At 71.4% G+C, this 12829-nt stretch carries 12 protein-coding genes and 1 pseudogene; 7 read left to right on the top strand and 6 right to left on the bottom strand.

The window, feature by feature from the left end:
- Positions 1-1035 carry an SDR family oxidoreductase gene (locus ACFPCY_RS10370; RefSeq protein WP_378253714.1) on the top strand — a complete coding sequence of 345 codons (1035 nt, stop codon included), beginning with the start codon at positions 1-3 and terminating at the stop codon, positions 1033-1035.
- 96 nt (positions 1036-1131) lie between these two features.
- Here ACFPCY_RS10370 and ACFPCY_RS10365 read toward each other — a convergent pair.
- A pseudogene (locus ACFPCY_RS10365) lies at positions 1132-1476 on the bottom strand (TetR/AcrR family transcriptional regulator); the annotation flags it as partial.
- 18 nt (positions 1477-1494) lie between these two features.
- Between ACFPCY_RS10365 and ACFPCY_RS10360 the strand changes: the two are divergent.
- The 3 genes from ACFPCY_RS10360 to ACFPCY_RS10350 are packed head-to-tail and all read left to right on the top strand — an operon-like array spanning position 1495 to position 2604.
- Positions 1495-1659: a hypothetical protein gene (locus ACFPCY_RS10360; RefSeq protein WP_378253789.1), complete on the top strand. Its 165-nt coding sequence runs from the start codon at positions 1495-1497 to the stop codon at positions 1657-1659.
- On the top strand, positions 1652-2053 hold the full coding sequence (locus tag ACFPCY_RS10355) for an NUDIX hydrolase (RefSeq protein WP_378253713.1): 402 nt from the start codon (positions 1652-1654) through the stop codon (positions 2051-2053). The genes ACFPCY_RS10360 and ACFPCY_RS10355 overlap by 8 nt, the downstream gene beginning before the upstream one ends.
- Positions 2050-2604: a hypothetical protein gene (locus tag ACFPCY_RS10350; protein WP_378253712.1), complete on the top strand. Its 555-nt coding sequence runs from the start codon at positions 2050-2052 to the stop codon at positions 2602-2604. Before ACFPCY_RS10355 ends, ACFPCY_RS10350 begins: the two co-directional genes overlap by 4 nt.
- 252 nt (positions 2605-2856) lie before the next feature.
- Here ACFPCY_RS10350 and ACFPCY_RS10345 read toward each other — a convergent pair whose 3' ends face one another.
- Positions 2857-3354 (bottom strand): hypothetical protein, encoded by a 498-nt coding sequence (locus ACFPCY_RS10345; RefSeq protein ID WP_378253710.1) that lies wholly within the window; start codon positions 3352-3354, stop codon positions 2857-2859.
- Positions 3355-3858: 504 nt separating this feature from the next.
- Between ACFPCY_RS10345 and ACFPCY_RS10340 the strand changes: the two genes are divergently transcribed.
- Together ACFPCY_RS10340 and ACFPCY_RS10335 are read left to right on the top strand one after the other, a co-directional pair.
- The gene (locus tag ACFPCY_RS10340; protein WP_378253708.1) at positions 3859-5478 is read left to right on the top strand and encodes a hypothetical protein; all 1620 of its coding nucleotides are present in this window, start codon (positions 3859-3861) and stop codon (positions 5476-5478) included.
- Positions 5479-5586: 108 nt separating this feature from the next.
- On the top strand, positions 5587-7548 hold the full coding sequence (locus ACFPCY_RS10335) for a glycoside hydrolase (RefSeq protein WP_378253706.1): 1962 nt from the start codon (positions 5587-5589) through the stop codon (positions 7546-7548).
- 93 nt (positions 7549-7641) lie between these two features.
- Here ACFPCY_RS10335 and ACFPCY_RS10330 read toward each other — a convergent pair whose 3' ends face one another.
- On the bottom strand, positions 7642-9081 hold the full coding sequence (locus ACFPCY_RS10330; protein WP_378253704.1) for a sensor histidine kinase: 1440 nt from the start codon (positions 9079-9081) through the stop codon (positions 7642-7644).
- A complete protein-coding gene (locus ACFPCY_RS10325) occupies positions 9078-9764 on the bottom strand; it encodes a response regulator transcription factor (RefSeq protein ID WP_378253702.1) in 687 nt (228 codons plus the stop codon). The genes ACFPCY_RS10330 and ACFPCY_RS10325 overlap by 4 nt, the downstream gene beginning before the upstream one ends.
- Positions 9765-9899: 135 nt before the next feature.
- Here ACFPCY_RS10325 and ACFPCY_RS10320 point away from each other — a divergent pair, with 135 nt between their 5' ends.
- Complete coding sequence (locus ACFPCY_RS10320; RefSeq protein ID WP_378253700.1) at positions 9900-11027, top strand: hypothetical protein; 1128 nt, start codon at positions 9900-9902, stop codon at positions 11025-11027.
- 83 nt (positions 11028-11110) lie between these two features.
- Here ACFPCY_RS10320 and ACFPCY_RS10315 read toward each other — a convergent pair whose 3' ends face one another.
- Positions 11111-11266, bottom strand: coding sequence for a hypothetical protein (locus tag ACFPCY_RS10315; RefSeq protein WP_378253698.1), 156 nt, complete (start codon positions 11264-11266; stop codon positions 11111-11113).
- A 325-nt stretch (positions 11267-11591) separates the two neighbouring features.
- Positions 11592-12767 carry a glycoside hydrolase family 1 protein gene (locus tag ACFPCY_RS10310; RefSeq protein ID WP_378253696.1) on the bottom strand — a complete coding sequence of 392 codons (1176 nt, stop codon included), beginning with the start codon at positions 12765-12767 and terminating at the stop codon, positions 11592-11594.
- Between the last annotated feature and the right edge of the window lie 62 nt (positions 12768-12829).

Genomic DNA, 12829 nt, shown 5'->3' with positions numbered 1-12829 from the left:
ATGAACACTGAACAAGTGCTGGTGACCGGCGGGTCGGGGTTCCTCGGCGCGCACTGCGTCCTGACGCTGCTGGAGCGCGGCTACCGGGTACGCACCACCGTCCGCACGCCGAGCCGCGCGAGCGAGGTCCGCGAGATGCTGCGGCGCGGCGGGATCGACGCGATGGACGCGCTCTCGTTCGCCACCGCCGACCTCACCGCCGACGCGGGGTGGGCGGACGCGGTCTCCGGCTGCGATTACGTGCTGCACGTCGCCTCGCCCTTCCCCGCCACCCTGCCCGACCACGAGGACGAACTCATCGTCCCGGCCCGCGAGGGAACCCTGCGGGTGCTGCGGGCGGCGCGCGCAGCGGGCGTCCGACGGGTCGTCCTGACCTCCTCCTTCGCGGCGATCGGCCATGGCCACACCGGCCTCGACCGGACGTTCACCGAACAGGACTGGACCGACCTCGACGGGCCCGACGTGAGCCCCTACGCCAAGTCCAAGGTGCTCGCCGAGCGCGCGGCGTGGGACTTCGCCGACCGCGGCGGCTCTCCCGAACTCGCGGTCGTCAACCCCGTGGGCCTGCTCGGACCGGTCCTCGGGCCCGACCTTTCGACCTCCCTCATCCTCATCCAGCGCCTGCTGGACCGCGGCATGCCGGCGTTGCCCCGCCTGTGCTTCAACCTCGTCGACGTGCGCGACGTGGCCGACCTCCACGTCCGCGCGATGACCGACCCCGCCGCCCCCGGACAGCGCTTCATCGCCGCGGCGGGCGCGCCGATGTGGGCCGCGCAGGTCGCGCGCGTGCTCAAGGACCGCCTCGGCCCCGCCGGCGCCCGGGTTCCCACCCGCCAACTGCCGAACCTGCTGGTGCGCCTGGCATCGCGCGCGGATCCGACACTGCGGGCGTTCACCCCCGACCTGGGCATCGTCTATCGGACCAGCGCCGAGAAGGCGCGTCGCGTGCTCGGCTGGCATCCCAGAACCACCGAAGAATCGATCGTCGCCAGCGCCCGCAGCCTGATCGAACTCCGCGCGGCCGGACGGGCCTGACCGCGCCGCCCGGCCCGGTCGGCCTGCCGGCGACGCGTCCCGGCTCGATCTACCGGGTCGTAGAGCGCGTCTTCGTCCGGGCTCCGGGCCCCGTGGTCAGGGGCGCACGCCGTCGAGGGCCGGCCGGAGCAGGCGGCGGGCGGTCGTTGGATCGTCCGGTTCGCCGTCTGCTTCGGCGGCCAGCCATGCGCCCAGGCCGCGGGTTTCGGCGGCGCACACGGTCAGCTCTTCCAGCCATGTGTCGAGGCAGGTTCGGGGGTCGCCGTCGGCCAGCTCGCCGGCTCGCCGGCGAAGGCGCTCGACGATGTCCTGGAAGACCTCCTGGAGCAGGGCGCGCCGGGAGGGGAAATGCCGGTGCAGGGTCGCAGAGCCGACCTCGGCCTGGCGGGCGATCTTCTCCAGGGACACCCGGGTCCCGTCACGGGTGACCAGGGCCGAGGCTACCTGGAGGAGCCGTTGGTGGTGCGTTCGTACGCGAACGTCTTCAACACCACCTACCCCGTCGAGGGGAAGGCGTTCGCCAACGTGATGTTCACCCCGGGACAACTGCGCGAGAAGCTCGACGTGCTGTGCGCGCAGGTGACCCGGAGGATCGACCGCGCCGCCCGTGGCCGCCGTGCCTGAACCCGCCGTGCCGCCGGTGGAGCACGCGCGCGGCCGGCTGCTGGGCTCCGGCCGGTACGAGTACCGCGAGCACGGATTCGTCGTCACCTCGCCCGACGGCCGTGGCCGCCGCCTGGTGCGGCACGTCCTCCATCGCGGCGACAGCGCCTACGTCCTGCCGGTGGACTGGAGCTCGCGCCGCGTCGCGCTGTGCCGCCAGTTCCGGGCGGGCAAGTACCTCGCGGGCGCCGCGGACGGCCACCGGGCCGCGGACGACCGCACGGCCGCGGACGGGTGGACTCTCGAAATACCGGGCGGCCTGATCGAGCCGGACGCCGACCCGGTGGAGACCGCGCGCCGGGAGTGCGTCTGTCTGCACTCGGCCTTCGCGCAGGCCTACAGTTCTGTCGCATGACTTCGCCGCACTCGTACGGTTTCAGCGGCAGGCGACCGGCCGCGGTCGAGATCGCGTTCTGGATCGCGGTCATGGTGCCGCCGCTTGCGACCGTGCTTAACGTGGCCGCCTTCGTGGTCGTGAAGCGGGCCGTGGACGACGTGTTCGGCACGACCGGCGGGGACGTTCAGGCGTCGATGCATGAACTCCATGACAAGGTGAACGGGCTCCTGCTCGGCCTGTTCGTCTTTTTCACGGCCTTCTACCTGCTCCTGAGCGGCTTGTGGATCCTGCTCGGCCTCAAGATGCGCAACGGTCGGCACTGGGCCCGGATCACCCTGACCGTGCTCGCCTCCGTGTGGGCCCTGACCAGCCTCGTCGCGCTGATCCAGGGCGACACCCAGGGCTTCACGACCGCGAACGTACCCCCCTTCTTCGAGGTCCCGAGCTCGTACCTCGTCCTGGACTACGCGCGCAGCACCCTGGACCTGCTCGCGATGGCCGCATTCATCCCGTTGGTCTTCCTGAGGCGGTCCAACCGGTACTTCACGGCCCGGCGCCCACCTGCCTAAGCTGACCGGCACCCTCCGTTAGGACGGCATCAGCGGACGACACGGCTGTCCCCGCCCACCCCGAAGCCCTGGGCCCAGGCCCGCGCTGGACAGGACGGCGGCGACAAAGCGCAGCGTCCATCCCCGTTGATCGTTCGCACCGGCCGGAGAGAGGAGAACGCCCGAGGAGCGGGCCGTCACCCGCAGGCGCAGTGGTAGGGATCGGCCGACGTGCTCGGCGTCGCCGGAAGTGCGGTGGTCACGGGAATGGGGTCACGCTCCCGTGGAGGAACCGGGGCGGACGATCATCAGGATGGTGACTGTGGCCCACAGCAGGTTGAAGATGCCGGTCAGCATGGCCAGCCGCCGGATCTGGGCGGCCTCGAGACCCGCCGCGCCCGTCGTGGCATCGCCATCGTCGGTGGCGCTGCCGTTCAGGTCGGCGATGGCGGCCGCCTGGCCAGGAAGGACGAGCAGCGCGAGCACGAGCGCGGCGGCGCCGGTCAACGCGATGGAGACGATCAACCAGGGGCTGCCCAGGACGCCCATACTGCTCGCGGTCGCGAACCCGAGGACGGGTACGGCCAGGCCGACGAAGGCGTAGACCTGGCAGATCCGGTGCAGCAACCGCACGGCGGCGACCGAATCGGGCCGGTCGGGGCCCGCTGCGGCTTTGCGGGCCGCAGCGGGGAACATGCTGCCCGCCACCGTGACCGGGCCTACGGCGATGACCGCCGCGAGGACGTGGAGAATGAGGAAAATCTTGGCCATAACCGGTTGTGCGCTTTCGTCGCAGGGACAGGGGATAGGTCAGGCGTTCACCCGGGGCAAGCCCGAGGTCGCAGCAGGCGACGCCGCGGCACTCACGTTCGAACAGCCTCGAAGCACTCGTGATGGGCGACGGAATTGCGGCCGTCGATGAGCCCGGCCATCGGCAGGCCGTCGCCCGCGACAGCTCGACGCTCACCCGCTCGGTGAATGGTCTCGCCGCGTACTGACGGTAGGGGGCGCGGCCGACGCGGGCCATTGGCTGGATCGACACTTTCCAACGGATTCTCGCCAACCTCACTGGCCCGGCCGATCACACCTGGCGCCGATGCCGCGCACAGCAACACCTTGGGGGGTCGGCAGCCCGCCGGGCAGCGGTCAGCTCATCTCGCCCTCGCGAAGATCGACCCAGCAGTGGAGCGGTGCTACTGCGGCCCCTTTTCTGATTGCGGCCGCTCATCATCGTGGGATGGTGCTCGTCCGGAAGTGGTCGGCACGTCAAGGTCGGTGACGGTAGTGCGCGGCTTGTGGTGGAATGCCTCGCTGGCTGATCTTGGAGGAACCGTGCGACGGGTGTTGGTGGGGCTTACCGCTTGCTTGGTGGGGGCGGCTTCAGCGGTGGTGGGCCTGGCGGAGAGTGCCGACGCCTCGGCCTGCCGTCAGGCGGTGGGTGTGGTGGTTTCGCCGAATCCGGTCGTCGGTGGGGCGAAGGCGACTGCGAAGGTCCACCTGAAGTGCGCGGCCGGCGTCCATGGCCTGGCGCTGAAGGTGTCGTCGGCCGGGTTGGGCACACCGCGCTCGATCCGGGTACCGCGCCGCGCCCACTGGGCGACCTTCAAGGTCACCACTCCCGGGGTGCGCAAGGCGGAGTCCCGCTGGCTTCAGGTCGGCTCGGGCCGCCTGCACGCGCGGACCACGCTGCGGGTGCTGCCCGCCGCCAAGCCTCCGGCGCCGGTGCGGCTGTCGGCCCTCACCATCGCTCCCAACCCGGTGGAAGGCGGCAACAGCGCCACCGGGACCGTCACGCTGACCGGTGCCGCTCCCAGCGCGGGGCTGCCGGTCCATCTGGTCAGCGGCAATCCCGCCCTGGCCCGGGTGCCGTCCCAGATCACGGTTGCGGCGCACCGCACCTCGGCTGAGTTCACGATCGCCACCAGCGTGGTGAAACCGCTCGGCGTCAGGGCCAAGAACGTGCAGGCGTCCGACGTTGTGGTGGGCATTTCCGCGTCCACCTCCGACGGGCGGAAGCTGGGACCGGTCAGCTTGACGGTGCAGTCCCGGATGGGCTTCACCGTGACCACCAACCGCGGCTACGTGCGGCCGGGCCACCCGCTGACCGGCACCGTCGTCCTCTCGCGGGCGGCGCCGGCGGGCGGCACCGTCGTCTCGCTGGGGAGCAATGACCGCGAGGTCACCCTCAGCACCACGTCTCTGACCATCCCCGCCGGGGCCACCTCGGGGACGTTCCAGGCGATCGCGGCCGCCCAGGCCGCCCCGCGCCAGTTCGTGATCACCGCCTCGATTCCGGACGTGGTCAGCCAGAGCATTCTCCAGGTGCGGGGGCCCGGCAACCTCGACGCGCTGTCCGGCACCCGCGAGCAGCTGCCCAACGGGACGTCGGTCACCGAGACCGTGTCGCTCACCGATCCGGTGGACCACGACTCGGTCGTCGCCCTGGCCAGCGACGACCCCGACGTGACGGTCCCGGACCGGGTCATCGTCCCCGCCGGGAAGACCTCCGCGCCCTTCGTCCTGAAGGTCGGCACACTCGCGACGGGAAAGCGGGTCTGGGTGACCGCCTCGCTCGACGGCGACAGCGTTCGAGGACTGTTCCGCGTCGGCCCCGAGGGGTTGTCGTCGTTCACCGTTCCCGACCAGGTGACCGCGGGCCAGGGGTTCACCGGTGAGATTCGGCCGGTCGCGGAGGTGAGCCGGGACTCGGTCGTCACGCTGACCAGCAGCGACCCGCACCTGGTGGTTCCCGCCACCGTGACCATCTCGAAGGGCTATGAGTACGTGACCTTCACCGGCACCACGACCGGGCCGATCACCTCGCCCATCCAGGTGACCGTCACCGCCTCCTGGAACGCAAGCACCCTCACCCGAACCATCACCCTCAACCCCTGACGAGGGACCCGGCCAACCCACCACTGACGTACGGCATTCGGACACGTCGACACGCTGCGAGCGGGCGCGCTTAAAAAGCTCTTATGCCGGGGCGGCACCTTGTGGGGCATGGCCAAGACAACCAAGACAACGATGTTCGGCCTCGGTGCGATCACCGTGGGGGCGGTTGCGGCGGTTACCGCCTGTGGCGCGCCCGTCGCGGCGGTGCCGGCGGCTGCGTCGGCGCCGGTCAAGGTCGAGGGCGGGCAGGTCGTCGTCCCGATCCAGGGCGGCTCGGCGCGGGTGGACGCCGCGAACCTGGGCGTGACGGCGAGAACCGCCGACGGTGCGCGGTTGACGCTGTCCGCGCCTGCGCAGGGGCTCGGCGCACCGGGCAGGATCACGCACAAGGGCGGCGCCGCGAGCTGGTCGTACCCGTCGCGCGGCATCACCGTCACCGCTAAGGCACACGCCGGACGGCTGGTGATGCGTCTGCACTCCGACCGGGCCGGTGATCTCCGCTGGCCGCTGACGGGCACGGACCGCTCGACGGCGCGGCTGTCGGTGCCGACGGGCGAGGGCCTGGGCATTCCGGTGGACGACCCGTTCTGGAACTCGGCGAAGGCGAGGTTCGCCGGCTCCGACATCGCGATGGCGGGCGGTATGACCATGCCGTTCTGGGGATTCCAGGACGGCGCGCACTCCGCGAACTACATCGTCCCGACCGACATCGGCACCTCGCTGAAGTTCGTCTCCTCCGGCGGGCGCCTGCACGGCGAGACGACGCACGGCTTCGGCGAGGCCAAGGACTACGACGTGGAGTTCTCGCTCGGCGGCGCCTCGCCGGTGGCGTCCGCGCAGGACTACCGGGCGTGGCTCGCCCAGCACCACCGGCTCGGCTCGCTGCGCGAGAAGATCGCCCGCAACCCGGCCGCCGGCAAGCTGGTCGGCGCCTACCACGCCTACCTGTGGGGTCCGGCGCGGTCGGCCGCGTCCGTCCAGAAGATGAAGCGGCTGGGGCTGGACCGCATGTGGCTCGGCTACGACTCCGGCGCCGACCCCATGAAGCGCGACGCCGTGGACGCCGCGAAGAAGGACGGCTACCTGGTCGGGCCGTACGACTCGTTCGCCAACGCCCAGGATCCGAAGACCGCCGACAACCCGTCCTCCAAGTGGCCCGGCGGCGTGTACCCGGACGGGTGCGTGCGCGACGCGCAGGGGAAGCCCGAGACCGGGTTCGGCGGTCGGGGCTGCTACCTCAGCTCCCAGTACCTCAAGCAGCAGGAACCGTCCAAGCACTACATGGCGCAGCGGACCAAGCAGATGACCGCGAACGGCGCGGACAGCTACTTCCTGGACGTGGACGCCGCCGGTGAGTTGTACGACGACCACAGCCCGTCCCACCCGATGACGCAGGCGCAGGACCGCGCCAACCGCATCGACCGGATGCAGCGGCTGTCCGGCGGCGACAAGCTGGTGCTGGGGTCGGAGAACGCGGCGGGCTGGGCGAACCAGGCCATCGCCTTCGACCACGGCGCCGCCGCCGACGGGCTCAACGTCCTGTGGCCCCTGCAGAAGGACAAGGCGACGTGGGGCGGCTACTACCCGGCCGACGACCCGAAATTCTTCTTCAAGCCGGTCGACCTGCCCGCCGACGCCGTCAAGAGCATGTACGACCCGGCCTACCGGCTGCCGCTCTACGAGACGGTGCTGCACGACTCGGTCGTCAACCTGGACCGGTGGGAGATGTCGCTGTACAAGCTGCCCAACGTCAAGACGACGCGGATCCTGATGAGCATGCTCTACAACATCCCGCTGAACTTCACGGTCGACGCCACGACGCTGGACGAGCACGGCAAGGAGATGGCGAACCTGCAGCACTTCTTCCAACCGCTGCACCAGGTCGCCGCCACGAAGCCCATGACGGACTTCCGGTGGCTGACGTCCGACCACCAGGTCCAGCGGACGGTGTTCGGCGACGGCGCCCTCACCATGACCGCCAACTTCGGGACGAAGCCCTACCAGGGGCTCAAGCCCGGCTGCGTGCAGGCGACCGTGCACGGCCAGGCGCCGCGGACCCTCTGCCCGTGACCCCTATCCCCGACGGGATCGGTCAGGTGAGTTCGCCCGTTGCGGGGGCGACCGGACGCCCGGACGCGCAACGCCTGCTGCCGTCCGGAGGCTTCAGCCGAAGGTGAAGCGGATGAGCGTGCCGCCTCCGGGAGCGGGCTCCGCCGCCACCCGCGCGCCGTGTTCGCGGGCGACCTGGGCGACGATCGCCAGGCCGAGACCGGAGCCGGGCAGGCCGCGAGCGGTGGACGCCCGGTAGAAGCGGTCGAACACGTGGGGGAGGTCGGCGGGGTCGATGCCCGGTCCGTGATCGCGCACGGCGACCTCGCCGCCCGTTCCCTGTTCTCCCTCCACCTGCGGTGCGCCACCAGGCCGCTCGGCACGGTCCTTCACAGCCGTGCCGGGCGGCCTGATGCCGTCCGCAGGCCGGACGGTGACCTCCACGGGCCGTCCGCCTCCGAACTTGGCGGCGTTGTCCAGCAGGTTCGCCAGCGCGCGGGCCAGCCGCCGCGGGTCGCCGGCGACCAGCGCGGGCCGGGCGTCCACGGTGAACTCCGTCTCCGGCCACCGCGTCCGCGCCTGGGTGGCGCAGTGCTCGACGAGGTGGTCCAGCCGGACGTCCTCCCTCTCCCCGGCGGGTTCGTCGCCGCGCGCCAGCTCGATGAGGTCGCCGACCAGGTCGCCGAGCCCCGCGAGCTGCGCCCGCAGCCGCTCCCGGACCCGCTCGCGGCGCGGCGGCGGCAGCGCGTCCAGCAGCTCGATGTCGGCGCGCAGGCTGGTCAGCGGCGTGCGCAGCTCGTGCGAGGCGTCCGCGACCAGCCGCCGCTGCGCGGTGACCGACTCCTCCAGCGCGGCGAGCATGGCGTTGAAGCTGGCGGCCAGCCGCCCCAGCTCGTCCGATCCGCCCGGGGTGATCCGCAGGCCCGGATCGCCGGTCGCCGCGATCCGCTCGGCTGCGCTCGTCAGCCGCGACACCGGACGCAGCGCCCCGCCCGCGACCAGGTAACCCAGCAACCCCGCCCCGGCCACGCCGGCGGCGACGGTGGCGAGCAACGCCAGCCGCACCCGCTCCAGAGTGCGGCTCATGTTGTCCGTGCGGGCCCCGACCTGCAGCGCGCGGTGCGAACCGTCCGATTCGATCGCCGCGGTGTAGACGCGCACCGGCAGGCCGCGCGCCGCGGCGTCGGAGAAGTACGGCCTGCTCAAGCCGTTCGCGACCCGCACGACGCGCGGTGTCACCGGCAGGTTCGCCTCGTCCGGCTCGGTGGTGCCGTCGCCGCGGACGATCTGCGCGCACGGCGTCGTCATCCACGCGCACGTCCCGGTCCGCGTCGTCCAGCCGCGCGCCCGCACGTCGCGCGCCACCTGCGCGGACTGCCGCTCCAGCGAGCGGTCCAACTCGACGTGCAGCGCCTGCCGGACCGCGGCGTAGGCGACGACCGCCGCGCCCGCCACCGCGACCGCCATGGCGAGCGCGGCCAGCACCGCCATCCGGGTGCGCAGCGGCACCCGCCGCCACCACGGCACCCGCTCGTCGTCCACCCGGCCGCTCATCCCGCCCTCAGGACGTAGCCGACGCCCCGGACGGTGTGCACGAGCCGCGGTTCGCCGCCGGCCTCCAGCTTGCGTCGCAGGTAGCCGACATAGACGCCCAGCGAGTTGGACTCCGGCCCGAAGTCGTAGCCCCACACCCGGTCCATGATCACCTCGCGGGGGAGGACCTGCCCGGCGTTGCGGACCAGCAGCTCCAGCAGCGCGAACTCGGTCTCGCTGAACTGGACGAGCCGGTCGCCCAGTCGTCCCTGCCGCGCCTCCGGATACAAGCTGAGGTCGCCGTACCCGAGGGGCTCGCCGGACGGCACCGCCCGGATGCGGCGCAGCAGCGCCCGCACCCGCGCCCGCAGCTCCTCCGGCGCGAACGGCTTGACGAGGTAGTCGTCGGCGCCCGCGTCCAGGCCGTCGACCCGGTCGCTCACCGCGTCCCGCGCCGTCAGCATCAGGATCGGCGTGCGATCGCCCTTCTCCCGCAGGGACCGGCAGACGGCCAGGCCGTCCAGGCCCGGCATCATGACGTCCAGGACGATCGCGTCCGGTGCCGCCGCGGCGGCCTCGCGCAGGGCCGACTCCCCGTCCGGCGCCGACCGGATCTCGTAGCCGTCCAGCCCGAGCGTGTCGCCCACGGACTCGCGCACCGCCGGCTCGTCGTCGACCACCAGCACACGAACATCGTCTTCCACGCCCCGAACCTATCCATCCGGCCGCGCCCACCAGCCAAGACGCACCCGGCCTCGACCCCCGGGATCAGTTCGGGCGCCAAGTATGGAATGCCGTCTGGGCTGTGCCTGGGCCGGACTTGCCTAGAATGCCGCAGCGTGACCGGATTCGCGGAGGTTCTCGAGCGGTGGAGCGAAGCCGCTGATGTCGCGGTGGCGGACGAGATGACGGCTCGGCGAATCGCGGAGGTCTTCATCGAGCGGGGCTACACCCAGGTCTCGCTCACCCCTTGCACGTACCGCGGTCGGTGGGGTGACGAACCGGGCTGGCGTGTCCTGGCGTGGGACGACGGGCCCTATCCCGACGACGACATCGAGTGGTGGACGGCCGAGGAGCGCCGGTTCGTCGCGCGACTGAAGGACGCCTATGGCGTCCGCCATCCGAGTCCGCCGCAACTCGGCTCCCTCGACGGGCTGCTCGTCGACCGGACGGTGGAGGACGTGCGGGAACTTCGTCTGGCGTCCTTCGCTCACACCCCGCCCCGCGCCCCGAGCGCCGTGGTCCCGCGGCGGCTGGACCACGGACCTTCATCGCTGTCAGGCGAGGGAGGACCGATCGCGCTCACCGGACTGGACGACGTCGACTGGTCCTCCCTCGACCACGCATACGGCTCTGCGGACGACACGCCCGACCTCCTTCGAGCGCTGGCGGCCAACGACGAGGGCTGGTCAGACGCCCTGCACGAGTACTTCAGTGCCATCGTGCACCAGGGCACCGTGTATTCGGCGACGGCGCGCACCATTCCGTTCCTGGTGCAGATCGCAATCGCGCCGAGGATTCTTTCCGAACGCCGTCTCGAACTCCTTTGGCACCTGCTCCATATCGCCGCTCAGAACGCCTGGGCACTCTGCGAGCCCGATGGCGACAGCCCGGAGGCTCTGACGACCCGGGCCGTCGCCGATGCCGTCCCCGACCTGCTGGCGTTGTGGCGGCCATCGCCGCAAGCCCACAAAGCCTGGCTAATCGTTCTGGCCGCGCTCAATCCGTCGGCAGCCACGCCCTACCTCAGGCAGTTCACCGATTTCCGAGCCACCTTGGACGGGCCGAGCCCCACTCTGGACCTCGCCCTGGCGCTCATCACCCAGGACGAGCCCCGCGCTCAGGACATCACCCTCCAGAGCACTACCTGGGACGTCCGGACCCCGGATCACCTCGCCGAGGATCTGCCCCTCGATGCGCGCCTGATCAACGTCCTGGTCCACCTCGCCGGAGAGGAACTGGGCTGAGCGAAATCGTGCTCCTCAGCTGTGCGTGAAGCTCCTCGTCGTCCCGGGTGGTGTTTTCTGATTCGGACATGCCGTCGGCCATGTCAGAGCCCGAACAGCGGGAACAGATCTGAGCCGTGGAACGCGACGATCCGGCAGACGCCCTCGGTGGTGAATGTCAGCACGTGCAGCGCATGTGGGTGGAGTGCGCCGTCGTGGTCGCGCGCGTACATCGTGTGGATCCGATTCCACCGGTCCATGCCACCGTGCGCGGCGGGCATCCACCACGGCGGTCTCGGCCGCACCACCCGCGGCGGAGGTCTCCTTCCGGCTCAACGACTCTCAGGGCTGCCCGTGTACCGGATGAGCTCATACCTATACAGAGGCGGACTCCCCGCGAAAGTCATCGCTGCGCTCGGTACGAGTTGCCGACACGGCTTCGCCGGACCGTCCAGCGCGAAGGGACCAGGGGTGCCGCAGGTCGTCGATGGCGTGAAGTCGAGAACCGGGGATGAGGAGGGTGCGTGCGACCTCTAGGCATCGTCCGGCCCGGCGTCGCCGGGCCGGACGCTTGCCGGCCGGCTCTCAGGAAACGGCTCGCTGCTTCTGGGACGTCGCGAAGGCGCCCAGCCAGCTCGCGCTGGGTTTGGGAGTGCGGGCGAAGGTGGTGCGGTCGACGGCGACCAGGCCGAAGGTCGCGTGGTAGCTGCCCCACTCGTAGTTGTCGAGCAGCGACCAGTGCAGGTAGCCGCGGACGTCGATGCCGGAGGCGATCGCGTCGGCGAGGCCTGTGAGCGCGTCCCTGGTGTAGGCGATGCGCTCGGTGTCGTCGCTGGTGGCGATGCCGTTCTCGGTGACCAGGATCGGGGTGCCGGGGAGCCGGGCGGCGGTGTGGCGGACGGCGTTGCCGAGCGCGGCCGGATAGTACTCCCAGCCGGTGAGCGTCGTCCGGGCCCCCTCGGGGACGGGCAGGGCGCCGTCGCGGCCGATCCGCACGCGCGTGTACGCCTGGACGCCGATGAAGTCGTCGCCGTCGGCGGCGTCGAGGAACTGGTCCTCGCGCGTCCAGGCCCAGCGGTCGCATTCGGCGTCGGCCCCGTCGACCGGTTCGAAGTTCTGGTTGGCGACCGTCCAGCCCGACCGGACGCCGGGGAGCGCGGACAGCTCCTCGCGGGCGGCGCGGTGGGCGGCCATGAGCGCCTCGGCGACGGCCTGGTCCGGCGGGGGCATCGCGCCGGCGACGTTCTCGCTGCGCTTCTCCTTCCGGATCATGCTGGCCATCATGGCGAGCATGTTCGGCTCGTTGACGGTGCAGACCCAGGTGACGCCGTCCAGGATCGGCAGGACGGCCCGCACGTAGCTCCGGAAGGACGCGATCGCGTCGGGGGCCGTCCAGCCTCCGGCGGCCTGGAACCACAGCGGGCTGGTGAAGTGGTGCAGGGTGACGACGGGGGTGAGCCCGCGCTCCAGGCAGCCTTCGATGATCCGCCGGTAGTGGGCCAGCGCCGCGCGGGAGATCCGGCCCCGGACGGGTTCGATCCGCGCCCATTCGATGCCGAACCGGTAGGCGTCGAGGCCGAGCCCGCGCACGATGTCGAGGTCCTCGGGCCAGCGGTGGTAGGAGTCGCAGGCGTCGCCGCTGCGCTCGGGCAGGAAACCGCCGGGCCGGTTCTCCAGCTCCCAGAGGTCGCTGGCGAGGTTGTTGCCCTCGGTCTGGTGGGGCGATCCGGCCGCGCCCCAGAGGAATCCTTCGGGGAACATGCGCTTCTCCTCTTCCACTTTTCCAGCAGGTCCGGGTCGGGACGGCGACGGCGAGTCCCGGT

The sequence above is a fragment of the Actinomadura gamaensis genome (assembly GCF_042652125.1).
Classification (GTDB): Bacteria; Actinomycetota; Actinomycetes; order Streptosporangiales; family Streptosporangiaceae; genus Spirillospora; species Spirillospora gamaensis.
Note: the sequence above shows the minus strand (reverse complement) of the source record. Positions and strands in the feature narration are given on the sequence as shown.

Bases quoted from the DNA above. Each gene is read 5' to 3' on its own strand.
- ACFPCY_RS10370 (WP_378253714.1), top strand. From the start codon at position 1: ATGAACACTGAACAAGTGCTGGTGACCGGCGGGTCGGGGTTCCTCGGC.
- ACFPCY_RS10350 (WP_378253712.1), top strand. From the start codon at position 2,050: ATGACTTCGCCGCACTCGTACGGTTTCAGCGGCAGGCGACCGGCCGCG.
- ACFPCY_RS10345 (WP_378253710.1), bottom strand. From the start codon at position 3,354: ATGGCCAAGATTTTCCTCATTCTCCACGTCCTCGCGGCGGTCATCGCC.
- ACFPCY_RS10335 (WP_378253706.1), top strand. From the start codon at position 5,587: ATGGCCAAGACAACCAAGACAACGATGTTCGGCCTCGGTGCGATCACC.
- ACFPCY_RS10330 (WP_378253704.1), bottom strand. From the start codon at position 9,081: ATGAGCGGCCGGGTGGACGACGAGCGGGTGCCGTGGTGGCGGCGGGTG.
- ACFPCY_RS10315 (WP_378253698.1), bottom strand. From the start codon at position 11,266: ATGGACCGGTGGAATCGGATCCACACGATGTACGCGCGCGACCACGAC.
- ACFPCY_RS10310 (WP_378253696.1), bottom strand. From the start codon at position 12,767: ATGTTCCCCGAAGGATTCCTCTGGGGCGCGGCCGGATCGCCCCACCAG.